General features: G+C 65.1%; 23 protein-coding genes. 10 read left to right on the forward strand and 13 right to left on the reverse strand.

The window, feature by feature from the left end:
- Positions 1–17: 17 nt before the first annotated feature.
- The 6 genes from APT63_16180 to APT63_16205 form a co-directional block, all read right to left on the reverse strand.
- The gene (locus APT63_16180) at positions 18–257 is read right to left on the reverse strand and encodes a BolA family transcriptional regulator (protein AMA47032.1); all 240 of its coding nucleotides are present in this window, start codon (positions 255–257) and stop codon (positions 18–20) included.
- 117 nt (positions 258–374) lie between these two features.
- The gene (locus tag APT63_16185; GenBank protein AMA47033.1) at positions 375–677 is read right to left on the reverse strand and encodes an anti-anti-sigma factor; all 303 of its coding nucleotides are present in this window, start codon (positions 675–677) and stop codon (positions 375–377) included.
- Positions 674–1,327, reverse strand: a complete 654-nt coding sequence (locus APT63_16190) for a toluene tolerance protein (GenBank protein AMA47034.1) — start codon at positions 1,325–1,327, stop codon at positions 674–676. The genes APT63_16185 and APT63_16190 overlap by 4 nt, the downstream gene beginning before the upstream one ends.
- Before the next feature lie 9 nt (positions 1,328–1,336).
- Complete coding sequence (locus tag APT63_16195; GenBank protein AMA47035.1) at positions 1,337–1,804, reverse strand: outer membrane lipid asymmetry maintenance protein MlaD; 468 nt, start codon at positions 1,802–1,804, stop codon at positions 1,337–1,339.
- Complete coding sequence (locus APT63_16200; GenBank protein ID AMA47036.1) at positions 1,804–2,601, reverse strand: ABC transporter permease; 798 nt, start codon at positions 2,599–2,601, stop codon at positions 1,804–1,806. The genes APT63_16195 and APT63_16200 overlap by 1 nt, the downstream gene beginning before the upstream one ends.
- A complete protein-coding gene (locus tag APT63_16205) occupies positions 2,601–3,410 on the reverse strand; it encodes an ABC transporter ATP-binding protein (protein ID AMA47037.1) in 810 nt (269 codons plus the stop codon). Before APT63_16205 ends, APT63_16200 begins: the two co-directional genes overlap by 1 nt.
- A 240-nt stretch (positions 3,411–3,650) precedes the next feature.
- Between APT63_16205 and APT63_16210 the strand changes: the two genes are divergently transcribed.
- The 9 genes from APT63_16210 to APT63_16250 all read left to right on the forward strand — a co-directional run bounded on the left by APT63_16210 (position 3,651) and on the right by APT63_16250 (position 10,258).
- A complete protein-coding gene (locus tag APT63_16210) occupies positions 3,651–4,625 on the forward strand; it encodes a D-arabinose 5-phosphate isomerase (protein AMA47038.1) in 975 nt (324 codons plus the stop codon).
- A gap of 106 nt (positions 4,626–4,731) precedes the next feature.
- Positions 4,732–5,304: an LPS export ABC transporter periplasmic protein LptC gene (locus APT63_16215; protein AMA47039.1), complete on the forward strand. Its 573-nt coding sequence runs from the start codon at positions 4,732–4,734 to the stop codon at positions 5,302–5,304.
- The gene (locus APT63_16220; protein AMA47040.1) at positions 5,291–5,815 is read left to right on the forward strand and encodes a lipopolysaccharide transport periplasmic protein LptA; all 525 of its coding nucleotides are present in this window, start codon (positions 5,291–5,293) and stop codon (positions 5,813–5,815) included. The genes APT63_16215 and APT63_16220 overlap by 14 nt, the downstream gene beginning before the upstream one ends.
- Entirely contained in the window at positions 5,816–6,541 is a 726-nt protein-coding gene (locus tag APT63_16225; GenBank protein ID AMA47041.1) for an LPS export ABC transporter ATP-binding protein, read from the forward strand.
- Positions 6,542–6,754: 213 nt separating this feature from the next.
- The gene (locus APT63_16230) at positions 6,755–8,248 is read left to right on the forward strand and encodes an RNA polymerase sigma-54 factor (GenBank protein ID AMA47042.1); all 1,494 of its coding nucleotides are present in this window, start codon (positions 6,755–6,757) and stop codon (positions 8,246–8,248) included.
- A gap of 77 nt (positions 8,249–8,325) precedes the next feature.
- Positions 8,326–8,634, forward strand: a complete 309-nt coding sequence (locus APT63_16235) for a hypothetical protein (GenBank protein ID AMA47043.1) — start codon at positions 8,326–8,328, stop codon at positions 8,632–8,634.
- 10 nt (positions 8,635–8,644) lie between these two features.
- Positions 8,645–9,109, forward strand: a complete 465-nt coding sequence (locus APT63_16240; GenBank protein ID AMA47044.1) for a PTS fructose transporter subunit IIA — start codon at positions 8,645–8,647, stop codon at positions 9,107–9,109.
- Positions 9,110–9,111: 2 nt separating this feature from the next.
- On the forward strand, positions 9,112–9,966 hold the full coding sequence (locus APT63_16245; GenBank protein ID AMA47045.1) for an RNase adaptor protein RapZ: 855 nt from the start codon (positions 9,112–9,114) through the stop codon (positions 9,964–9,966).
- 19 nt (positions 9,967–9,985) lie between these two features.
- Positions 9,986–10,258, forward strand: coding sequence for a phosphocarrier protein HPr (locus APT63_16250; GenBank protein ID AMA47046.1), 273 nt, complete (start codon positions 9,986–9,988; stop codon positions 10,256–10,258).
- A 226-nt stretch (positions 10,259–10,484) separates the two neighbouring features.
- Here APT63_16250 and APT63_16255 read toward each other — a convergent pair whose 3' ends face one another.
- From APT63_16255 to pmbA, 4 genes are all read right to left on the reverse strand, one after another.
- Positions 10,485–11,096, reverse strand: coding sequence for a superoxide dismutase (locus tag APT63_16255; protein ID AMA47047.1), 612 nt, complete (start codon positions 11,094–11,096; stop codon positions 10,485–10,487).
- A 182-nt stretch (positions 11,097–11,278) separates the two neighbouring features.
- Entirely contained in the window at positions 11,279–12,655 is a 1,377-nt protein-coding gene (gene aspA, locus APT63_16260; protein AMA47048.1) for a class II fumarate hydratase, read from the reverse strand.
- Entirely contained in the window at positions 12,648–13,040 is a 393-nt protein-coding gene (locus APT63_16265; protein ID AMA47923.1) for a FagA protein, read from the reverse strand. The genes aspA and APT63_16265 overlap by 8 nt, the downstream gene beginning before the upstream one ends.
- Before the next feature lie 635 nt (positions 13,041–13,675).
- The gene (pmbA, locus tag APT63_16270) at positions 13,676–15,022 is read right to left on the reverse strand and encodes a metalloprotease PmbA (protein ID AMA47049.1); all 1,347 of its coding nucleotides are present in this window, start codon (positions 15,020–15,022) and stop codon (positions 13,676–13,678) included.
- Positions 15,023–15,129: 107 nt separating this feature from the next.
- On the opposite strand from pmbA, the gene APT63_16275 reads away from it, so the two are divergent.
- Positions 15,130–15,651 carry a hypothetical protein gene (locus APT63_16275; GenBank protein AMA47050.1) on the forward strand — a complete coding sequence of 174 codons (522 nt, stop codon included), beginning with the start codon at positions 15,130–15,132 and terminating at the stop codon, positions 15,649–15,651.
- Positions 15,652–15,714: 63 nt separating this feature from the next.
- Here APT63_16275 and tldD read toward each other — a convergent pair whose 3' ends face one another.
- The 3 genes from tldD to APT63_16290 are packed head-to-tail and all read right to left on the reverse strand — an operon-like array spanning position 15,715 to position 21,862.
- Positions 15,715–17,154 carry a metalloprotease TldD gene (tldD, locus tag APT63_16280; protein AMA47051.1) on the reverse strand — a complete coding sequence of 480 codons (1,440 nt, stop codon included), beginning with the start codon at positions 17,152–17,154 and terminating at the stop codon, positions 15,715–15,717.
- A gap of 2 nt (positions 17,155–17,156) precedes the next feature.
- Entirely contained in the window at positions 17,157–18,008 is an 852-nt protein-coding gene (locus APT63_16285; GenBank protein AMA47052.1) for a carbon-nitrogen hydrolase, read from the reverse strand.
- On the reverse strand, positions 18,008–21,862 hold the full coding sequence (locus tag APT63_16290) for a hypothetical protein (GenBank protein AMA47924.1): 3,855 nt from the start codon (positions 21,860–21,862) through the stop codon (positions 18,008–18,010). The genes APT63_16285 and APT63_16290 overlap by 1 nt, the downstream gene beginning before the upstream one ends.
- Between the last annotated feature and the right edge of the window lie 15 nt (positions 21,863–21,877).

Raw genomic sequence — 21,877 nt, forward strand, 5'->3', positions numbered from 1 at the left:
CTCGCCGCCAAGTTGGCTCAGGTGCGCTCAGCCCAGGCTGCGCTGCTGAAGAATTTCATGGTTACCGCGTGGATGCTGCCGTCGGCGATCCAGGGATTCAGGTGGGCGTAGATCGCCTGCTGACGCTTGACCGGGCTTTGGCCAGCCAATTCGTCGCTGATCACGTTCAGCTGGAAGTTGCAGCCCTCGCCCTCGACTTCGACCCGGGCGCCCGGCAGTTTTTCTTCAAGGAACTTCTTAACGTCTACGGCGTGCATGCTCAACCTCAATCGGCGCTCTGTGCGCGCGGGGTCGGTCATCATACAAAAAAGCCCCTCGCCTGCGAAGCCCATGAACGAGCACGCTGACCGAGGGGCATCGATGACGGACGCGTTTCAGCGCGTCAGCACATCGTCCAGATCGTAGACATCGGCGATTTCCCGCATGTCCGCCGGCATGTCGCGCAGCTCGCAGGTCTTGCCGGCCGCCTGCGCGTCACGCATGAACGCCAGCAGCAACGACAGGCCGACACTGCTGGAGCGCTGGACGGCAGAGCAGTCCAGCACCAGGCGAGGCTCACGGCAGGCCGCGATCAGTGCCTTGCCCTGCTTGCGCAGCGACGGGCCGCTGCGGTAGTCCAGGATGCCCCCCAGGCACAGGGTGTCCGGCTGTGGCATGCCGATGCTGGCATCACTCATTGCACCGCCTTCTCGGGAGAGCTGTCGGCCGTCTGCTTGGCCTTGGCCACTTCGCCCGCCCAGCCGTCGATGGTCTTGTCCAGGTCATTGCCGTTGCGCTGCATGGCGTCGGCGAACTGGTCACGGAACAGCTTGCCGATGTTGATGCCGTTGACGATGACGTTACGCACCTTCCACTCGTTGCCGAGCTTCTCCAGGGTGTAGGACACCGGGTACACCGCGCCGTTGTTGCCACGGACCTTCATGCCGACGCTGGTGCGCTTGCCGTCCTCGGCCTTGGCCGGATCGAGCGTGATGCCCTGGTTGTCGTAGTCGAGCAGCGCATTGCCGTAGAACTGCAGCAGGCTGCGCTTGAAGTTTTCCTGGAAACGCTGCATCTGCGCCGGGGTCGCCTTGCGCGAATACTTGACGGTCATGATGCTCTTGGAAATGCCGTCGGCGTCGACCACCGGACCCAGGATGCGGTTGAGCGACTGATAGAAGGCTTCGCGATCGTTGCGGTAGCTGTCGCGGTTGTTCTTCAGGTCGGTCAGCAGCGCATCGGTGGTGCCCTGGATCACTTCGTGGGCCGATTGCCCAGGCGCAGCGTTGGCCAGCATCGGGAGGGCCGCCAGCAACACCAGCAGGCCACGTCGCAGGATCGAAATCATGAAAACTCCTTATTTAGCTTCTTTGCCAACGGAATTGAGCAGGAACTTGCCGATCAGGTCTTCCAGCACCAGTGACGACTGGGTGTCGTGAATGGTTCCGCCTTCCTTGAGCACGTCCTCTTCGCCACCAACGCTGATGCCGATGTACTTCTCGCCGAGCAGCCCGGCGGTGAGGATCGAGGCGGTGGAGTCGGTCGGCAGGTTGTCGACGTCGCTGTCCAGTTGCAGGGTGACCCGCCCCATGTAGCTGTCGCGGTCCAGGTCGATCGCCGTGACCTTGCCGATGGTCACCCCGGCCATGGTGACCTTGGCGCGCACGGTGAGGCCGGCGATGTTGTCGAAGTAGGCATAGACCTTGTAGGTCTCGGTGGTCGGGCTTGCCGACAGGCCGCTGACACGCAGCGCCAGCAGCAGCAGGGCCAGGATCCCAGCCAGAAGGAACAGGCCGACACCGATTTCCAGGGTGCGGTTTTGCATCAGAAATCTCCAAACATCAAGGCGGTCAGAATGAAGTCCAGGCCCAGGACTGCCAAGGAGGCATAGACCACGGTTCTGGTGGTGGCGCGACTGATCCCTTCCGAGGTCGGCTCGCAGTCGTAGCCCTGGAACACGGCGATCCAGGTGACGACGAAGGCGAACACCACGCTCTTGACCAGGCCGTTGAGGACATCGTCGGTGAAGGAAACGCTGTTCTGCATGTTGGACCAGAAGGAACCCTCATAGACTCCCAGCCAATCCACGGCGACCCAGGAGCCGCCCCAGATCCCGACCACACTGAAGATCAGCGCCAGCAGCGGCAGGGAAATGAAGCCGGCCCACAGGCGTGGCGCGACGATGTACTTGAGCGGGTCGACGCCGATCATCTCCAGGCTCGAGAGCTGCTCGGTGGATTTCATGTTGCCGATCTCGGCGGTCAGCGCCGAACCGGCGCGCCCGGCGAACAGCAAGGCGGTGACCACCGGCCCCAGCTCGCGCAGCAGGGTCAGGGCGATCATCTGCCCCACCGCCTGCTCGGACCCGTACTTGGTCAGGATGCTGTAGCCCTGCAGCGACAGCACCATGCCGATGAACACACCGGACACGGCAATGATCGCCAGCGACAGGACGCCGACCGAATACAGCTGCCTGACCAGCAGCTGGAAACCGCCGCCGATGCCGCCGCGCCCGACCAGGGCATGCATCAGGAACAGGCAGGACCGGCCCAGCACGGCGACGATGTCGATGGCTGCGCGGCCGAACAGGCGGACGCGCTCAAGCAAGGATCTTCTGCGCATCAACGCGCTCCCAACAAATCGGCGCGGTAATCGGGCGCGGGGAAATGGAATGGCACGGGGCCGTCCGGGTCGCCTTTCATGAACTGGCGGATGCGCGGATTGTCCGACCCCATCAGCTCTTCGGGCGTACCCTGGCCCAGTACCTGACCGTCGCCGACCACGTAGATGTAGTCGGCGATGCTGGCGGTCTCGGCCAGGTCGTGGGAGACCACGATGCTGGTGATCCCCAAGGCGTCGTTGAGCAGGCGGATCAGCCGCACCAGCACGCCCATGGCGATCGGGTCCTGACCTACGAAGGGTTCGTCGTACATCAGGATCTGCGGGTCCAGGGCGATCGCCCGGGCCAGGGCCACGCGGCGCTTCATCCCGCCCGACAGCTCATCGGGCATCAGCTCGATGGCGCCGCGCAGGCCGACGGCCTGCAGCTTCATCAGCACGATGTCGCGAATCATCTCTTCGGGAAGATCGGTATGCACCCGCAGCGGGAAGGCGACGTTCTCGAACACATCCAGATCGGTGAACAGCGCGCCGCTTTGGAACAGCACGCCCATCTGCTTGCGCGCATCGAACAGGTCGGCACGCGACAGCGTCGGCAGGTTCTGGCCATTGACCCAGACCTCGCCACCGGCCGGACGCAGCTGCGCGCCCATCAGCCGTAAGAGGGTCGTCTTGCCGCATCCGGAGGGACCCATGATGCCCGTGACCTTGCCACGCGGGATGCGGATGTCCACATCCTTGAAAATACTGCGCGAACCGCGCTTGAAGGAGACGCCCTTCAACTCGACCGCGTAGTCGCTGTGCACACTCATCTAGACTCCTTGCGATGCGACTTTCGTCAGTTGGACGCCCACCTTCACGGTGAAGGCACACCCCTCGGGCCGTCCAGACAGCGGCGGACTATACCATCGGGCATGAACCCGGCCAAAGACGCGGACGCCTGGGACAGGGGTTTGCACACCAGGGTGCGCAGGGCAACGCAATCACAGGGTGAGGCTTTCGCCCATACCCGGTATAATCGACAGTTCCAAATCAGATATGCCTCAATCGACATGAGCCCAACCCGTGAGCTGATCCTTTCCGCCCAACGCACCCTGCAGTTGGAGCGCGATGCCATCGACGATCTGCTGGCCCGTATCGACGACACGTTCGTGCAGGCCTGCCAGCTGATCCTGGGCAGTCGCGGCCGGGTCGTGGTGCTCGGCATGGGCAAATCCGGCCATGTCGGCAACAAGATCGCCGCGACCCTGGCCAGCACCGGCACGCCGGCGTTCTTCGTCCATCCGGCCGAAGCCAGCCATGGCGACATGGGCATGATCACCCGGGACGACGTGATCCTGGCCCTGTCGAATTCCGGGACCACCTCGGAAATCGTCACGCTGCTGCCGCTGATCAAGCGCCTGGGCATCCGCATGATCGCCCTCACCGGCAATCCGGACTCGACCCTGGCGCGGGCGGCCAACGTCAACCTCGACGTGAGCGTGGCCCAGGAAGCCTGCCCGCTGAACCTGGCACCCACCTCGTCCACCACCAGCGCGCTGGCCCTGGGCGATGCCCTGGCCATCGCCCTGCTCGAGGCCCGTGGCTTCACCGCCGAGGATTTCGCCTTCTCGCACCCCGGCGGTGCCCTGGGCCGCCGCCTGCTGCTCAAGGTCGAGGACATCATGCACGCCGGCGATGCCCTGCCCCGCGTACCACGCGCCACCTCGCTGAAGGATGCCCTGCTGGAGATGTCGCGCAAGGGCCTGGGCATGACCGTGGTGGTGGATGACGACGGGCGCCTGGCCGGCATCTTCACCGACGGCGACCTGCGGCGCAGCCTGGACCGCGACCTCGACATGCGCCATGCGCGCATCGACGACGTCATGACGGTCCACGGCAAGACCGTGCGCGCCGACATGCTCGCCGCCGAAGCCTTGAAGATCATGGAGGATTTCAAGATCAACGCCCTGGCCGTGGTGGACGCCACCGACCGTCCGATCGGCGCGCTCAACATGCACGATCTGCTGCGCGCCGGGGTGCTCTGATGCACACGTCCACCGAGCAATGTGGCGGGCGTACCTGTCACACGTCTATGCTGCACGTCCGGGATGACCTGGACCGTGTCATCGCCAACCTTCTGTAGAGCTTCGTATGTTCAGCAAGAAAGCCCGCAACATCGCCATGCTGGTCGCGATCGCCGCCGTGCTGGGCGCGATCGGCTACTGGAACGTGAGCCCCGAGAGCTTCCTGGAAAAGCCGGTAGCCCAAGTGGACGAGAGCGCCATCGACTACTACGCGATCAATGCGCACAGCGTCCAGTACCTGCCGGACGGCAAGATGCAGTACGACATGACCGCCGACGAGGTCGAGCACATGAAGGCCAGCGAGGTGACCCTGCTGACCCGACCGAACCTGCAGATGTACCGCGGTACCACGTATCCCTGGCACGTCACCAGCGAGCGCGCCGAGGTCAATCCGGACGGCACCGAGGTCGAGCTGATCGACAAGGTGCGCGTCGCCCGTACCGACGAACGCAAGCGCGATACCATCATCACCACCACGCGCATGACCGTATTCCCGCAGAAGCAATATGCGCAGACCGAGCAAGCCGTTAGAATCGACGGCGCCGGTGGCACGACTACGGGCACAGGCATGAAAGCCTATTTGAAAGACGGCAGGATGGACCTGCTGTCCAACGTAAGAGGACAGTATGAGGCTCGTTAAAACCCTCCCCTTTTTGCTCAGCCTGAGCGCGGCACTGGGAAGCGCGAGCGCCTGGGCCCTGCCGACCGACCGTGACCAGCCCATCCGCATCCAGGCCGACGACGCCCACCTCGACGACAAGCAGGGTGTGGCGACCTATACCGGCGATGTGGTGATCACCCAGGGTTCCATGGTCATCAAGGGCAACAAGGTCACCATCACGCGGGCCAGCTCCGGCGACATCGACGTGGTCACCTCGGTCGGCAACCTGGCCTACTTCGAGCAGCGCCAGAGTGCAGCCAAGCCCGACAAGATGCAGGGCTGGGCGGTCACCATCCAGTACCAGGCGCTCAAGGACACGATCGTTCTGACCGATCGCGCCAAGGTCACCAACGAAGGCAACAGCACCGAAGGCGAGAAGATCGTCTACAACACCAAGACCCAGGTCGCGACCGCCGGTCGGGGTGGCAACGTGACGTCGCCCCGCCAGCGCATCGACATGGTGATCCAGCCGAAGAAGAAGGCCGAGTAAATGGCAACCCTCAAAGCCCAGCATCTGGCCAAGAGCTACAAGGGCCGTCAAGTGGTGCGCGACGTCAGCCTGTCGATCGAGAGCGGGCAGATCGTCGGCCTGCTCGGCCCCAACGGCGCCGGCAAGACCACTTGCTTCTACATGATCGTCGGCCTGGTACAGGCCGACCAGGGCCGCGTCCTCATCGACACCCTGGATGTCAGCCATCAGCCCATGCACGGTCGCGCACGCGCCGGCATCGGCTACCTGCCGCAGGAAGCCTCGATCTTCCGCAAGCTGTCGGTGGCCGACAACATCATGGCGATCCTCGAGACCCGCAAGGAGCTGGACACGGAAGGCCGTCGCAAGGAACTCGAGGGGCTGCTCCAGGAGTTCCACATCACCCACATCCGCGACAACCTCGGCATGAGCCTGTCCGGGGGTGAGCGCCGCCGTGTCGAGATCGCCCGCGCCCTGGCCACCGCGCCCAAGTTCATCCTGCTGGACGAACCCTTCGCCGGTGTCGACCCGATCTCGGTGGGTGACATCAAGCAGATCATCCACCACCTCAAGGCCAAGGGCATCGGCGTGCTGATCACCGACCACAACGTCCGTGAGACGCTGGACATCTGCGAGACGGCCTACATCGTCAACGATGGCCAGCTGATCGCCGAGGGCGATGCCCAGACCATCCTGTCGAACGACCTGGTCAAGGAAGTCTACCTGGGGCACGAGTTCCGCCTGTGATGCTGCCCCGGAGGGTCCATGCCCTCCCGGGTGATGCAGGCACGAGCGGTGGCGCGCCAACGTGCCATGGCACGCCACGCCTTTACACGTCAAGCCTAGGCAAACGCGGCAAATTCAGGCATATGACCTCTTCGTGAGCAGCGCTCTGGCGCTCTGGCATATGTGTAGTGGATGGCGCAGGCGCGCCGGCGAACAAGGTATTAAGCCCCAGCCATGAAAGCATCGCTCGTCCTAAAAATGGGCCAGCAACTGACGATGACCCCGCAGTTGCAACAGGCCATTCGTCTGCTCCAGCTTTCCACCCTGGACCTCCAGCAAGAGATCCAGGAGGCGCTGGAATCGAACCCGATGCTCGAACGTCAGGAAGACGGCGAGGATTTCGACAACAGCGACCCGATGGCCGACAACGCCGAGAGCAAGCCGGTCGCCGAAATCCAGGACACCAGCCACCAGGACAGCGCCTTGAGCGCCGACAACCTGGAAGAAGGCGACTGGAACGAACGCATCCCCAGTGAACTGCCCGTCGACACGGCCTGGGAGGACATCTACCAGACCAGCGCCAGCAGCCTGCCGGCAGGCGATGACGACGAGTGGGACTTCACCACGCGTACATCGGTCGGCGAAAGCCTGCAGAGCCATCTGCTCTGGCAGTTGAACCTGGCGCCGATGTCCGACACCGACCGCCTGATCGCCGTCACCCTGATCGACTCGATCAACGACCGTGGCTACCTGGAGGAAACCCTCGAGGAGATCTGCGCCTCGTTCGACCCCGAGCTGGACATCGAGCTCGACGAAGTCGAGGCCGTGCTGCACCGCATCCAGCAGTTCGAACCGGCCGGCATCGGCGCACGGACCCTGGGCGAATGCCTGCTCCTGCAACTGCGCCAGCTACCGGTCAGCACGCCCTGGATGGGCGAAGCGCAGCGCCTGGTCACCGACTACATCGACCTGCTCGGCGCGCGCGACTACAGCCAGTTGATGCGCCGGATGAAGCTCAAGGAAGACGAGCTTCGCCAGGTCATCGAGCTGGTGCAGAGCCTCAATCCGCGCCCTGGTCTGCAGATCGAGTCGAGCGAGCCCGAGTACGTGGTACCGGATGTGATCGTGCGCAAGCACCATGACCGCTGGCTGGTCGAGCTCAACCAGGAGGCGGTGCCCCGGCTGCGCGTCAACGCCCAGTACGCCGGCTTCGTGCGCCGCGCCGACACCAGCGCCGACAACACCTTCATGCGCAACCAGCTGCAGGAAGCGCGCTGGTTCATCAAGAGCCTGCAGAGTCGCAACGAGACGCTGATGAAGGTGGCCACGCAGATCGTCGAGCACCAGCGTGGGTTCCTCGACCACGGTGACGAGGCGATGAAGCCGCTGGTACTGCACGACATCGCCGAGGCCGTCGGCATGCACGAGTCGACCATCTCGCGCGTCACGACCCAGAAGTACATGCACACGCCCCGTGGCATCTACGAATTGAAATACTTTTTCTCCAGCCACGTCAGCACGGCCGAAGGCGGGGAATGCTCGTCCACGGCCATCCGCGCGATCATCAAGAAACTGGTGGCGGCGGAAAATCAGAAAAAGCCATTGAGCGATAGCAAGATCGCTGGTTTACTGGAGGCACAAGGCATCCAGGTCGCACGTCGAACGGTCGCCAAGTACCGTGAGTCGCTCGGCATCGCACCGTCGAGCGAACGCAAGCGACTGATGTAGCCTGGATGTGCCACAGCGTTCCGGTGGCAGGTGCAACACCTGCCGCTTTATGCACGGGCAACACAAGGAGAAGCTGTATGCAAGTCAACATCAGTGGACACCATGTCGAAGTCACTCAGCCGCTTCGCGACTACCTCGACCAGAAGCTCAAGCGTCTGGAGGGTCATTTCGACAAGATCACCAACGTGCAGGTCATCATGAAGGTCGAAAAGCTTCAGCAGAAAGTCGAAGCGACCTTGCAGATTCCTGGCGGTGAAGTGGTCGCCAATGCCGAGCACGAAGACATGTATGCAGCCATCGACGCCCTGGCCGACAAGCTCGACCGCCAACTGAAAAAACACAAGGAAAAACAGCAGAGTCTGCTGCAAGGCGCCGCAGCTCGCTGATCCCCACTTCATGATCCGACTCGAAACCATCCTGACCCCCGGCCGTTCCCAGGTGAACGCGCCGGGCGGCAGCAAGAAACGCGTCCTCCAGAACATCGCCACCCTGATCGCCCACGAGGTATCGGAACTGCACGAGGACGACGTCTTCACAAAGCTGGTCGCTCGCGAGAAGCTGGGCTCCACCGGCTTTGGCAACGGCATCGCCATTCCCCACTGCCGCCTGCCAGGCTGCAACACGCCGGTCAGCGCCCTGGTCAAGCTGGAACACCCCATCGACTACGATGCCATCGACGGCGCCCCGGTGGACCTGCTGTTCGTGCTGCTGGTGCCGGAAGCGGCGACCGATGCGCATCTGGAACTGTTGCGCCAGATCGCCAGCATGCTGGATCGCCAGGAGATCCGTGAGCGCCTGCGCAGCGCGCAAAGCAGCGAAGCCCTTTACCACATGGTTCTGGACATACAGAAAGAGGCTTGAGCATGCGCCTGATCGTCGTCAGTGGCCGGTCTGGTTCCGGCAAGAGTACGGCCCTGAACGTTCTGGAAGACAACGGCTTCTACTGCATCGACAACCTGCCAGCGGCCCTGCTGCCGCAGCTGGCGGAAAATGCCCTGCTCAACACGGACATGCTGCAACCCAAGGTGGCCGTGTCCATCGACGCCCGCAACCTGCCCACCCACCTGCTCCAGTTTCCCGAGCTGCTCGAGAGCACGCGCGCCCGGCACATCCAGTGCGACGTGCTGTACCTCGATGCCGACGAAGACGTCCTGCTCAAGCGTTTTTCCGAGACACGCCGCCGCCATCCGCTGACCAATGCCAACCGCTCGCTGGCCGAGGCGATTCGCGTCGAGACCGAACTGCTGGGGCCGATCGCCGACCTGGCCGACCTCAAGATCGACACCACCCGCCTCAACCTGTACCAGTTGCGCGACTCCATCACCCTGCGCCTGCTCGACAAGCCCGAGCCTGGCACGGCGTTCCTGGTGGAGTCGTTCGGGTTCAAGCGCGGCATGCCGGTTGACGCCGACGTGGTGTTCGATGTGCGCTGCCTGCCCAACCCCTACTGGAAGCCGGAATTGCGCGACCATTCAGGGCTGGAGCAGCCCGTGATCGATTACCTGGCCGCTCAGCCGGATGTCGAGGACATGTTCCAGGACATCTCAGGCTACCTGGTCAAGTGGCTGCCCCGCTTCGCCGCCAGCAACCGCGCGTACGTGACCATTGCCATCGGCTGCACGGGCGGTCACCATCGCTCGGTCTACCTGACCGAACGGCTCGGGCGACTGCTCCAGCAAACCCTGAAAAACGTCCAGGTTCGCCACCGCGACCTCTAGCCACAGGATCCACCCTACGATGCCCGCCCGCGAAATCACCATCATCAACAAGTTGGGCCTGCACGCTCGCGCGGCCGCCAAGTTCGTCGGCGTGGCCGGTCGTTTTCCGTGTCAGGTCAGGATCGGGCGTGCGGCGGACGCATTGGTGGACGGCAAGAGCATCATGGCCGTGATGATGCTGGCCGCGGGCAAAGGCACCCAGGTCCACCTGTCGACCGAAGGCGATCAGGCGCAGGAAGCCATGGACGCCGTGGTGGCGTTGATCGAGAACCGATTCGACGAAGGCGAGTAATGGCCATCCCGTGACATCCGGTCCGGGCGCGTCCCGCTGGAGTGCGCTCGAGGGAGGTAGAACACCCCCCTCAAGGCTGTAACGCGCGGGTCGTCAGAAACCCAGCCAAGCGATCCCACGCACCATCAGGAGCGCGGTGCCGGCCAGCAGCAGCGCGGTACCCAGCACGAACCTGAACTGCCGCAGACTACCGGTCGACATCGCTCCGAGGCGCATGATCAATGGCTCACTTCACGGCTTCAGCGTAACGGCGTTCCACTTCGGCCCAGTCGACCACGTTGTAGAAGGCGCCGATGTACTCAGGACGACGGTTCTGGTACTTGAGGTAGTACGCATGCTCCCAGACGTCCAGCCCCAGGATCGGCGTGTTGCCGTGCATCAGCGGGCTGTCCTGGTTGCCGCTGCTTTCGACCACCAGCTTCTTCTCGGGGGTGACGCTCAGCCAGGCCCAGCCACTGCCGAAGCGGCTCAGCGCTGCCTTGGTGAACGCTTCCTTGAACGCTTCGAAACCGCCCAACTGCGCGTCGATGGCCTTGGCCACCTCGCCCTGGGGCTGGCCACCGCCTTGCGGCGACATCACGGTCCAGAACAGGGTGTGGTTGGCGTGACCGCCACCTTGGTTGATCACCGGCCCCTGCAGCTTCTCAGGCAGTTGCTTGACCGAAGCGACCAGCTTCTCGACCGGCCATTCGGCGTATTCGGTCCCGTCGATGGCAGCGTTTAGGTTGTTGATGTAGGTCTGGTGGTGCTTGGTGTAGTGGATCTCCATGGTCTGCGCATCGATGTGCGGTTCCAGGGCATCGTAGGCGTAGGCCAGGTTAGGCAAGCTATGGGACATGACAATGGATTCCATGTGATGGGGTTATAAAGTCCGACAACAGGTGTTCAGGTGAGTGCGCTCGTTCATCGCCTGCGGCGGACGAGCAGACGGTCGGTACGTCGCGGTACCGACCGCGCTCGCCGCCGACCTTCAGCGCCATACGGCAGACGTGGTGCAGTGACGCACGGGACGCTCGCCGGTCAGAGACCGCCTGCCGTGAGCTTTTCAGGGTCGAGCAAGGCCTCGAGCTGCTCACGGGACAGATCGGTGTGCTCGAGGGCCACGTCGATGATCGGCCGGCCCTGCTTGTAGGCGGTCTTGGCGATCTCGGCGGCCTTCAGGTAGCCGATGATCGGGTTCAGCGCCGTCACCAGAATCGGATTGCGTGACAGCGCTTCCTTGAGCTTGTCTTCGTTGACCTTGAAGCTGGCGATGGCCTTGTCGGCCAACAGACGGCTGGCATTGGCCAGCAAGGTGATGCTCTCCAGCAGGTTGCGCGCGATCACCGGCAGCATCACGTTCAGCTCGAAGTTGCCCGACTGCCCGGCCACGGCGATGGTCGCGTCATTGCCGATCACCTGGGCCGCGACCATGGCCGTCGCTTCCGGAATCACGGGGTTGACCTTGCCAGGCATGATCGACGAGCCCGGCTGCAGGGCTTCCAGTTCGATCTCGCCCAGGCCGGCCAGAGGGCCGGAGTTCATCCAGCGCAGGTCGTTGGCGATCTTCATCAGCGCGACGGCAGTGGTCTTGAGCTGTCCGGACACGGCCACGGCGGTGTCCTGCGAGCCGATCAAGGCGAACAGGTTCTCGCCAGGGGCAAAGTTCACCTGGGTCAGGTCGCTGAGCTGACGGGCAAAACCTGCACTGAACCGCGGGTGCGCATTGATACCCGTGCCGACGGCCGTGCCGCCCTGGGCCAGGGCCTGAAGGCTGGGCAAGGAGGCCTCCAGGTGCGCCACCGCGCCCTGAATCTGCGCCGACCAGCCTCCGAGCACCTGGCTCATGCGCACCGGCATGGCGTCCATGAGGTGGGTGCGGCCCGTCTTGACGTGGGCATGCACCTGGGCGGCCTTGGCATCGAGGGTCTCGATCAGATGGCGCAGCGCAGGCAGCAGTTGCTCATGCAGGCCCAGCGCGGCGCTGACGTGCAAGGTGGTGGGAATGATGTCGTTGCTGCTCTGGCCGCAGTTGACGTGGTCGTTGGCGTTGACGGGCTCGCCCAGAAGCCGCGTCGCCAGGGTGGCGATGACTTCGTTGGCGTTCATGTTCGAGCTGGTGCCCGAGCCGGTCTGGAAGACATCCACCGGGAAATGCTGGAGGAAGTCACCCGCCAGCAGTTGCTCCACGGCCCCGACGATGGCCTGGCCCTGCCCTGCGCTGATCTGCTCCAGCTCGACGTTGGTCCTGGCGGCCGCCGACTTGGCCAGCAGCAGGGCACGGATGAACTGGGCCGGCATGCGCTGGCCACTGATCGGGAAGTTATCGACCGCGCGCTGGGTCTGGGCACCGTACAGGGCCTGCGCAGGCACCTGCAGTTCGCCCATGCTGTCGCGTTCGATACGGGTATCACTCATCGTCATGTCCTTGCATCAGTTCATCGGAGGAAATCGATGGCAGCAGCACGCAGGTGGCCAGCTGCGTGGCATAAGGCTGCCAGCGGTCGTTGTGTTCGCGTCGATCGAGGGTGCGCAGCTGCAGCAGCGGCCGCCAGGCCTGGTCCAGGCAGATGCAGCGCCAGTGCCACGGCAGCATGCGGTCACAGGCCGTGTCGAGCAGCAGGCGGAATGAGGTCAGGGCGACCGTCCAGGCCGACGTGTCGGTGCAGCACACCAGGTAGCGTCCTTCGGCCAGGTAATGGTCGATCACACGTGGCTCGTCGGGTTCGAGTGCGCATCGGATACGGCGACTGAGCCAGCGCCAGTTTTCCAGGTAGGGCAATTCGTGGAGGGCGGTTTTCATGAACATCATCGCCAGTGCTTGGATAATGATATTCATTATTAAGTGATAAATGGAATCACTTCAAGTGAAAAGCCGTGCATGAGGCCGCGCTGTCTTCGTCTGCATTGCAGACTTGCCGCGAGGCAGGCGGGGTCTGATCGAGCGCTATCGCTGGCAAGCCAGCTCCCATAGGCCCCGATTCCACACAGATGTCGGCGTAATGATTACTCTCCTGTGGGAGTCCACCCGCCGCCTTGGCGCCGCGCTGTCGCGCAGAGAACATGTCGATAACTGGCAGGATCCGAAGCTTCATTGCTAATCGATTTTAGGGCCGCTTTGCGGCCCATCGCGGCACAGGGGCCGCTCCTACACCCGTAGCCCCACCGCGGGGTTGCAGGCTATCGCGGTCACCTGTGGGAGCGGCCCCTGTGCCGCGATTGGGCCCGCAGGGCCCACAAAATTCTAAAAATATTTCCTTTGAAATCAACAAGCTATTTTTTGTTCTATAGGAGCGGGCTTGCCCGCGATGGGCGGCGCAAGCCGCCTCTGGAAGGCGATTCGAATCGAGTGGCGAACGCCAGGGTAATCAGCCTCTGCAGCCTGCCCGTCGCAGGCTGCAGCAAGCCGATCGTCACTCGCGTGACAGACCCGGCGCCTTAGCTGCCCGCCACGGTCATGCGCTCGATCAGCACCGAGCCGGTGTGGATGTTGCTGCGGGTTTCGACGTCGCTGCCAATGGCGACGATCTTGTCGAACATGTCCTTCATGTTGCCGGCGATGGTCACTTCCTGCACGGCGAACTGGATCTCGCCATTCTCCACCCAATAGCCTGCCGCGCCACGGGAATAGTCGCCCGTCACCATGTTCAGGCCATGCCCCATCAGCTCGGTGACCAACAGGCCCCGGCCCATCTGCCGGATCAGCGCGGCCTGGTCCTGATCGCCATGGGTCACGAAGAGGTTGTGCACGCCTCCCGAGTTGGCGGTGCTCGGCAGCCCCAGCTTGCGCCCCGAATAGGTCCCCAGCACGTAGGACACCAATTCACCGTTCTCCACGAACGGCTTGGCATAAGTGGCCAGGCCGTCGCCATCGAAGGCCGCACTGGCCAGGGCGCGTGGCAGGTGAGGACGCTCGTCCAGGGTCAACCAGCTGGGGAACAGGCGCTGCCCCAAGGCCCCTTCGAGGAAGGACGACTTGCGGTACAGGTTGCCCCCCGAAATCGCCGACAGGAAACTGCCGAACAGGCCACCGGCCAGCTCGGCCGAGAACAGTACCGGCACTTCGCACGTGGGCACCGGGCGCGCACCCAATCGACTGGCGGCACGTTGCGCGGCGCGCTGGCCGATGCTGCGCGGGTCGGCCAGCAGGTTGCCCTGGCGATTCACGTCGTACCAGTAGTCACGCTGCATCTGGCCATCGCTTTCGGCGATCATCACGCAGCTCAGGCTGTGGCGCGTCGAGGCGTAGCCACCGACGAAGCCATGGCTGTTGCCATAGACACGGCAGCCCTGGTGCGTGTTGAGGCTGGTGCCGTCGGCGTTACTGATGCGCGCATCGGCCTCGAACGCGGCGTCCTCGCATGCCAGGGCCAGTTCGATGGCGCGCTCGGGCGAGACGTCCCAGGCGTGGTAGAGGTCGAGGTCCGGCAGGTCGCGCGCCATCAGCGCCGCGTCCGCCAACCCCGAGCACTCGTCCTCGGAGGTGTGCTTGGCAATCGCCAGGGCAGCCGCGACGGTTTCACGGATGGCCTCGGCCCCGCTGGCCGAGGTGCTGGCCGAGCCTTTTCGCTGGCCGACGTAGAGCGTAATGCCGAACCCCTGGTCGCGGTTGAATTCCACCGTCTCGACCTCGCGCTGGCGGACCGTGGTGGACAGGCCCTGTTCCAGCGAGACGGCCACCTCGCAGGCGCTGGCGCCCTGGCGTCGGGCTTCGTCGATGATCTGCTCGACTTGTTCCTGCAAGGCCGGCAGGTCCTGCGGGCCTATGCTCTGGACTGCGCTCATGGTTGTCTCCAACTGATTCTGTGTTCGGCGGAGGTCTTCGTCCGAGCGGACCGGACAAGCTGCCTCCGACTGGTTATCATGGCGGCGTTTTTCAGCGGACGGCCCCCATGGTTGATTCATACGACGACGCCTTCGACGGCGAAAAAAGCAAGACCCAGATCAAGCGCGAGCTGCATGCGCTGGTCGAACTCGGCGAGCGCCTCACCACGCTCAAGGCCGACACCCTGGCACGCCTGCCTTTGACCGATGCGCTGCGCAAGGCACTGGCCGAAGCCAGCAAGCACACCGCGCACATCGCCCGTAAACGACACATGTCGTTCGTCGGCAAGCTGATGCGCGACCAGGACATCGAGGCCATCACTTCGGTGATCGACCAGCTCGACAGCTCGACGCGCGAGTACAACGAACGTTTCCACGGCCTGGAGCGCTGGCGTGACCGATTGGTCGACGGCAACGACGAGGACCTGGAGCGTTTCGTCAACGAGTACCCGGACACCGATCGCCAGCACCTGCGCTCGCTGATCCGCCACGCGCAGCACGAGAAGGCTCGCAACAAGCCGCCGGCAGCGGCGCGCAAGGTCTTCAAGTACATTCGCGACCTCGACGAGACCCAGCGCGGCCTGCGCTGATCGACGCGGCACGCCTGGCCACCCGTGCCTCGGCACGGGCAGGTCCGGACGTGAAACGGCGCTTCACGCGCCGGTGCCCCCCACGGTGATCGCATCGAGCTTGAGCGTCGGCTGGCCGACACCCACCGGTACCGATTGCCCATCCTTGCCGCAGGTGCCCACGCCACTGTCGAGCGCCAGATCGTTGCCGACCATCGAGACCCGGCTCATCGCCTCGGGCCCGTTGCCGATCAGTGTCGCGCCCTTGACCGGCGCGGTGATCTTGCCGTCCTCGATCAGGTAGGCCTCGCTGGTGGAGAAGACGAACTTGCCGCTGGTGATGTCCACCTGACCACCGCCCAGGTTGGCGCAGTACAGCCCGCGTTTCACCGATGCGATGATTTCCTGCGGGTCGCTGTCGCCAGCACGCATGTAGGTGTTGGTCATGCGTGGCATCGGCAGGTGCGCATAGGATTCGCGACGACCGTTGCCGGTGACCGCCATGCCCATCAACCGGGCGTTGAGCTTGTCCTGCATGTAGCCTTTGAGAATGCCGTTCTCGATCAGCGTGGTGCACTCGGTCGGCGTGCCCTCGTCGTCCACGCTGAGCGAACCGCGCCGGTCCCGCAAGGTACCGTCGTCGACGATGGTGCACAGGCTGGACGCCACCTTCTGACCGATCTTGCCGCTGTAGGCCGAGCTGCCCTTGCGGTTGAAGTCACCTTCCAGGCCATGCCCGACTGCCTCGTGCAACAGCACGCCGGACCAGCCCGAGCCGAGCACCACCGGCAACGTGCCGGCCGGTGCCGGTACCGCCTCGAGGTTGACCAGGGCCTGGCGCAGGGCCTCGCGGGCATAGCCCATCACGCGTTCTTCGGTGAAGTAGCGGTAGTCGGTACGGCCACCCCCACCCTGCCCGCCCCGTTCACGACGACCATTCTGCTCGACGATCACGCTGACGTTGAAACGCACCAGCGGGCGCACGTCCGCCGCCAGGCTGCCGTCGGCCGCGGCCACCAGGATGCGCTCCCAGACCCCGGCCATGCTGACGCTGACCTGCTGGATCCGAGGGTCCAGCGCACGGGTCGCCGCATCGACGCGCTTGAGCAGCTCGACCTTTTCGGCGCGGCTGAGCACGTCCAGCGGATTGTCCGGCGTATACAGCGCGGCCACTTCCTGGCTACGGAAGGCCTGGACCCGGCCGTTCTGGCCGGCGCGGGAGATCGAGCGCGCGGCACGGGCCGCGGACGTCAGGGCTTCGAGGTTGATGGCATTGCTGTAGGCGAAACCGGTCTTCTCGCCAGACTGGGCACGTACGCCGACCCCTTGGTCGAGGTTGAAACTGCCTTCCTTGACGATGCCGTCTTCCAGGGCCCAGGTTTCCGATATCTGCCCCTGGAAATACAGGTCCGCAGCATCGATGCCAGGGCTGGCCAACTCGCCCAGCACGGCCTGAAGGCTGTCCAGGGTCAGACCGCCCGGGGTCAGCAGCTGCTCGCTGACGGTGGTTAACATCTGGCTCATAATCACTCCGAAATAGGCGCGGGCCGCCAGGCGTCCCGCGAGAAAAAGCGTCGGTGCGCCAGCACCGGCATGCGCGCCCGGATGGACGCCTGTTCTTGGCTGTCGCGCGTGGCGATCAGCACGGCTTCGCCCTGGGCCTGTTGCGCGATCACGCGCCCCCAGGCATCGACGATCGCCGCATGGCCGAAGGTCTCCCTCGGCCCTGGATGCGTGCCGCCCTGGGCCGCCGCCAGCAGGTAGCACTGGGTCTCGATGGCCCGTGCCCGGATCAGCACCTCCCAGTGCGCGGTGCCGGTCACCGCGGTGAAGGCCGACGGCGCGCTGATCAGCTCGGCCCCGGCGGCGCGCAGGGCGCTGTACAGCTCCGGGAAGCGCAGGTCGTAGCACACGCTCAGGCCCAGGCGCCCGACCGGGGTATCGGCCACCACCACTTCCTGGCCATGGGCGTAGTCGTCCGACTCACGGTAGCGGCCTCGCTGATCGGCCACGTCGACGTCGAACAGGTGCAGCTTGTCGTACCGTGCCACGACTTCCCCCTGTGCGTCGACCAGCAACGAACAGGCGCGCGGCTTGGCATCGGGACGATCGAGCGGAGGCAACGGCACGGTGCCGGCCACGATCCATAACGTGAGGTCGCGGGCGGCGCGTTTCAACCAGGGCAGGATCGGCCCTTCTCCCACGGCCTCCGCCCGCCCCAGGCCGGCGGCATCGCGGCAGCCCAGGGTGGCGAAGTTTTCCGGCAGTACCGCCAGCCGCGCGCCGTCTGCGGCGGCCTGTTCGAGCAGGGCTCGCGCCCGTGCCAGGTTGGCGTGTACGTCCGCCTGGCTGACCATCTGAATCACCGCTGCCTTCATCAACGCTCCTTGCGTGGTTTCTGAAACGGCTTCACAAAGGTGATTCTAGGCGCTTTCAAGGGACCGACGACGTGATAATTCACGCTGGCGAAGCGCGAGACCTTGTCGCCGATCAGCTGGTCGACCAGGAACAGGGCACCACCGACCACGGGGGCGCCCACCAGGATCGCGGCCAAGGGCAGGTTGTCGGTGACCGGCAGGCTCACACGCAGGTTGGCGACGACGCGCTCGCGGGCCAGGTCCAGCGTGCCCTCGAGGTCGAGATTGCTCGAGGGGCTGGTGACGGTGATGGGTTCACGCGTCACGTAGACGCCTTCGCTGGCCATCAACAGGCCTTTGACCCGGTCGTAGGCCAGGCCTTTGCCCAGCAGGTCGGAGAAGTCCAGGCGCAGACGCCGTCCGATGGCGTTGAAGTTGAGCAGGCCGAAGACCCGCAGGGCCTGCGCACCGCCTTCGATCTCCACGAACTGGCCGTCGCGCAGCGAGGCGTCGAGGCTGCCGGAGAACCGCTTCAGGGCGATCCAGGCCGGCGAGCCCGGCCAGCGGCCGTCGGCATCCACGCGGAACGAGCGACTGGTCACGGTCGGCGCGAACCCCCAAGCCTTCAGCACCGCGCCCAGATCGCGCCCATGCAGGCGGCCCTTGAACGCACTGGTCGTGGCGCCAGGGGTGCCTTCCCACGCGGCGTCCCCTTCGACACGCAAGCCCTTGAGGTCCAGGTCGATGGCGTTCACGTTCACGCCCTTGGCCGTCGGTCGCAGCTGCATGGACCAGCGTCCGTAGAATTCATCACCGCGGTAGAGCCTGTCGATGCTCACGTCGAGCCTCGGTGCCTGGCGTGGATCAAAGCTGGCCAGCGGGTCGGGCACGTTCTCGGCGCGGTCCTGGGCCTCGTCGCCGGCGGGAAGGCGCAAGGTGCGCAGGCGCACCACCATCGGCGCCTGTCTGGCATCCGGCAACTGGGCATCGCCGATCACCTCACGGCTGTCCAGGCGCAGGTCCCAGCTGCGCGGCAGCCGCGCCAGGCGAACCACCGCCTGGTTGAGGTCGAAGCCGAAGGCCGTCAGGCGACCGATGCTCAGGTGCACCGACTGCAGCCATTGCTGCAGGCCGCTGGTGCTCGAACCGCCAGAGCCGGTACCCGTGCCGGACGAGGCCAAGGTACCCGAGCGCTCCAGGGCTTTCTGCCAGGCTTGTATGTCCAGCGTGTCCAGGCGCCCTGCGACGCGCAGGCCTGACGCCACCGGCAGCAAGGCCTCGGCGCCGCCCAGTCGCAGCTCGCCGCGACCCTCCAGCAAATGCTCGGCAGGCGCCGCGTAGGCCAGCGTGGCCAAGTCGGCGTAGCGTGCGTCGATCCGCCGCTCGGCGCCGTCCAGGCTCATGCCGAAGGTGCCGTCGCGCGCCGTGCTGGCCGCCTTGCCGAACGGCGCTGGCAGGTCGATGGTCACCCCCTTGAGGTTCGAGTTCACCGCCAGCTGGTTGCGCGCGCCCAGATCGAGGCGCAGGCGATAGGGGATCTCGCCCGACACCGGTAGCGCTTGCTTGAACTGCAGCCAGTCGGTCAGCGCGTTCAGGGCCACCTGCCCTTGTGCATCGATGCGGGTCTGCAAGCGACCCGGTGCGCCTTCGGCCGTGATCGTGGCGGTGACGGGTCGGTCGAAGGCGCGCAGGCGAATACCGCTGCCGCTCAGGCCCTTGTCCAGGTCGAAGGTGAAGTCCCCGCCCAGACGACTCAGTTCCAGCCGTGGCGACGCCACCGTCAGCCGCGCGTCGGTGGTCTGGAAGTCGACCTTGACCTTGGGCAGTTGCTCGCCCCCCAGCGGGATGCCAAGCCGTACACGCCCCTTCAACGGCCCCTGGCCTTCCCAGCCGGCGAAGGTCTCGCCGGTGCCGATGGGTGCTTCCTGGAGGATCTTCAACCCATCGCTCAGGCTGCCGTCGAACGTGCCGTCCAGGTTCAGGTAACTGTGCTGTTCACCTTCGACCGGTGGAATGTCGACGCTCACATCGCTGACCCGGGTGTCGAGCAGCTTTCCGCGACGCGCCTTGACCCGCACGTGGGTGTTCTCGATGAACACCTGGCCGTCCACCTGTTGCACCTGAGGCCAGCCTGGCTGGAAGTCCAGGGTCGCATCGTGCACCTTGAAGAACAGGCTGATGCTGCGTGAATGGGCGGGTGCGGCATGGCTGAGCGCGCCCTGGTACTGGAAATAGCCTTCGTCGACGGCGCCCTTGACGATGGCGCTGCGCAACCACTTGTCCAGCGCCGGGCTGAGTACCTCGGGCAGGTACTTGGCGGTGTAGCGGCCATCGCCATCGGTGAGGCCGACACGCAGGTCCATGTAGTCTTCGCGGTGATCGTCCAGGTGCAGGCGGATCAAGAAGTCCGCGGCGATGTGGCCTTCGTCACCCAGGACCTTGATGTACGGCGCTGCCAGGGTGAAGCGCTGCGCATCGAGTTGCCAGGTCAGGCGCGCGTTGGCCTTCGTGTAGTGCCACGGTTTGGCGAAGATCGGGTCCAGGTGCAGCATGAAGTCGTCGCTGTCGAGTCGCAGCTCGCCCTGCCCCAGGTCGCCCTGCACGCTACCGCTGACGTTGCCCGCCGCTGGAGCGCCATGATAGGCATCGAAGCCGACCTGCTCGAGGTTGGCGGCGAAGCTCAGGCGCTGGTTGCCCTCGGCCTTGGGTCGAACCTGCAGCTTCACGTTGCGCAGGGTGCCGGTCACCTGCAAGGCGTCGACCGCCGTCCTGGCGGCCTCCGGCAACGGCGCCAGGGCATCGATCAGGGGCGTGAGCGGCGTCAGGGGCAGCGTATCGGCGTCGATCAGCCAGGTCTCGTCGGCCGGTTGCGGGCCGGTCTGCTGACGCACCAGCAGCCGCGACGACAACGACGTCTGACCCATGGTCGCGCTCAAGGCGTCGACCGTCAGCCGCAACCCCTCGTCACGGCGATCGACCCAGGCCGAGACCGCCATGTCCTGCACCGTCACCGGCGCCTGCCGCGCATGGGCGCCTTTCAGGCGCGGCGCCGCCAGCTCCACCGTCGCCCCTTGCAGGCGGCCTTGGCGCCAGTCGACCCAGGCCTGCCCCCCGGCCTGCAACGTGTCAGCCCGCCAGTCGCCCAGCAGGCGGCTCGGCAACCAGCGTGCCCAGTCGGCTTGCGGTAATTGCATATAGGCCTCGAACGACCCGTCCAGCCAGGCGTCCGGGTCGACCTGGGCACGCAGGCTCAGGCTCAGCGGATGACCATCGGGCAGGTTGGCCTGCACGTCCAGGCGCTGGTTCGGCGCGCCGGCCTGGAGGCCGACGTTGACGTAGGACAGGGTCATCGGGTCGTGCTGCCAGGGGCGTAGCACCAGCTGACTGTCGAGCACGTCGACCCGGCCCAGCTGGCGCAGGCGCTGCAGCATCTGCCCCGGGTCGCTGGGCGCGTCTTCCTGGGACGGCAGGCCGTCAGCCGACCAGCGTCCGTTCGCATCCTCGCTCAGCCCCAGGTGCACGCCTTGCAGTTGAAGCCGTGACAGGCGCGGCTCGCGCGCCAGCAGGCTGGCCCAGAGCCCTGGCACCACGCGGGCCTGGTCCAGGTGCAGGGCCTGTTCACCCTCGCCCACCTGCACGTCGCGCAGCGTCAGCACGGGTGCCAGGCCTTGCCACTGCCCCTCCAGCGCGCCGATGCGCACCGGTACGCCCAGGGCTTGGCGCGCCTTGGTTTCGACCACATTGCGGTATTCGGCGACCAGAGGGATCAAGGCGCGGCCCAGGCTCGCGTAGACGGCGACCAGCACGATGAGAAGTGCGCACAGGGCCAGGGCCCAGCGGGTCAGCGCAGCGAAAGGACGCATCAGACGCTCCATGGCCAGGACATAGCA

The organism is Pseudomonas monteilii (assembly GCA_001534745.1).
GTDB classification, from domain to species: Bacteria; Pseudomonadota; Gammaproteobacteria; order Pseudomonadales; family Pseudomonadaceae; genus Aquipseudomonas; species Aquipseudomonas alabamensis.

Coding starts and splice junctions, on each gene's coding strand:
- APT63_16235 (AMA47043.1), top strand. CDS start 8,326: ATGCAAGTCAACATCAGTGGACACCATGTCGAAGTCACTCAGCCGCTT.
- pmbA (AMA47049.1), bottom strand. CDS start 15,022: ATGAGCGCAGTCCAGAGCATAGGCCCGCAGGACCTGCCGGCCTTGCAG.
- APT63_16225 (AMA47041.1), top strand. CDS start 5,816: ATGGCAACCCTCAAAGCCCAGCATCTGGCCAAGAGCTACAAGGGCCGT.
- APT63_16200 (AMA47036.1), bottom strand. CDS start 2,601: ATGCGCAGAAGATCCTTGCTTGAGCGCGTCCGCCTGTTCGGCCGCGCA.
- APT63_16285 (AMA47052.1), bottom strand. CDS start 18,008: ATGAAGGCAGCGGTGATTCAGATGGTCAGCCAGGCGGACGTACACGCC.
- APT63_16205 (AMA47037.1), bottom strand. CDS start 3,410: ATGAGTGTGCACAGCGACTACGCGGTCGAGTTGAAGGGCGTCTCCTTC.
- tldD (AMA47051.1), bottom strand. CDS start 17,154: ATGAGCCAGATGTTAACCACCGTCAGCGAGCAGCTGCTGACCCCGGGC.
- APT63_16250 (AMA47046.1), top strand. CDS start 9,986: ATGCCCGCCCGCGAAATCACCATCATCAACAAGTTGGGCCTGCACGCT.
- APT63_16210 (AMA47038.1), top strand. CDS start 3,651: ATGAGCCCAACCCGTGAGCTGATCCTTTCCGCCCAACGCACCCTGCAG.
- APT63_16190 (AMA47034.1), bottom strand. CDS start 1,327: ATGATTTCGATCCTGCGACGTGGCCTGCTGGTGTTGCTGGCGGCCCTC.
- APT63_16265 (AMA47923.1), bottom strand. CDS start 13,040: ATGAAAACCGCCCTCCACGAATTGCCCTACCTGGAAAACTGGCGCTGG.
- APT63_16290 (AMA47924.1), bottom strand. CDS start 21,862: ATGGAGCGTCTGATGCGTCCTTTCGCTGCGCTGACCCGCTGGGCCCTG.
- APT63_16215 (AMA47039.1), top strand. CDS start 4,732: ATGTTCAGCAAGAAAGCCCGCAACATCGCCATGCTGGTCGCGATCGCC.
- APT63_16185 (AMA47033.1), bottom strand. CDS start 677: ATGAGTGATGCCAGCATCGGCATGCCACAGCCGGACACCCTGTGCCTG.
- aspA (AMA47048.1), bottom strand. CDS start 12,655: ATGAGTGATACCCGTATCGAACGCGACAGCATGGGCGAACTGCAGGTG.
- APT63_16230 (AMA47042.1), top strand. CDS start 6,755: ATGAAAGCATCGCTCGTCCTAAAAATGGGCCAGCAACTGACGATGACC.
- APT63_16255 (AMA47047.1), bottom strand. CDS start 11,096: ATGTCCCATAGCTTGCCTAACCTGGCCTACGCCTACGATGCCCTGGAA.
- APT63_16240 (AMA47044.1), top strand. CDS start 8,645: ATGATCCGACTCGAAACCATCCTGACCCCCGGCCGTTCCCAGGTGAAC.
- APT63_16195 (AMA47035.1), bottom strand. CDS start 1,804: ATGCAAAACCGCACCCTGGAAATCGGTGTCGGCCTGTTCCTTCTGGCT.
- APT63_16245 (AMA47045.1), top strand. CDS start 9,112: ATGCGCCTGATCGTCGTCAGTGGCCGGTCTGGTTCCGGCAAGAGTACG.
- APT63_16180 (AMA47032.1), bottom strand. CDS start 257: ATGCACGCCGTAGACGTTAAGAAGTTCCTTGAAGAAAAACTGCCGGGC.
- APT63_16220 (AMA47040.1), top strand. CDS start 5,291: ATGAGGCTCGTTAAAACCCTCCCCTTTTTGCTCAGCCTGAGCGCGGCA.
- APT63_16275 (AMA47050.1), top strand. CDS start 15,130: ATGGTTGATTCATACGACGACGCCTTCGACGGCGAAAAAAGCAAGACC.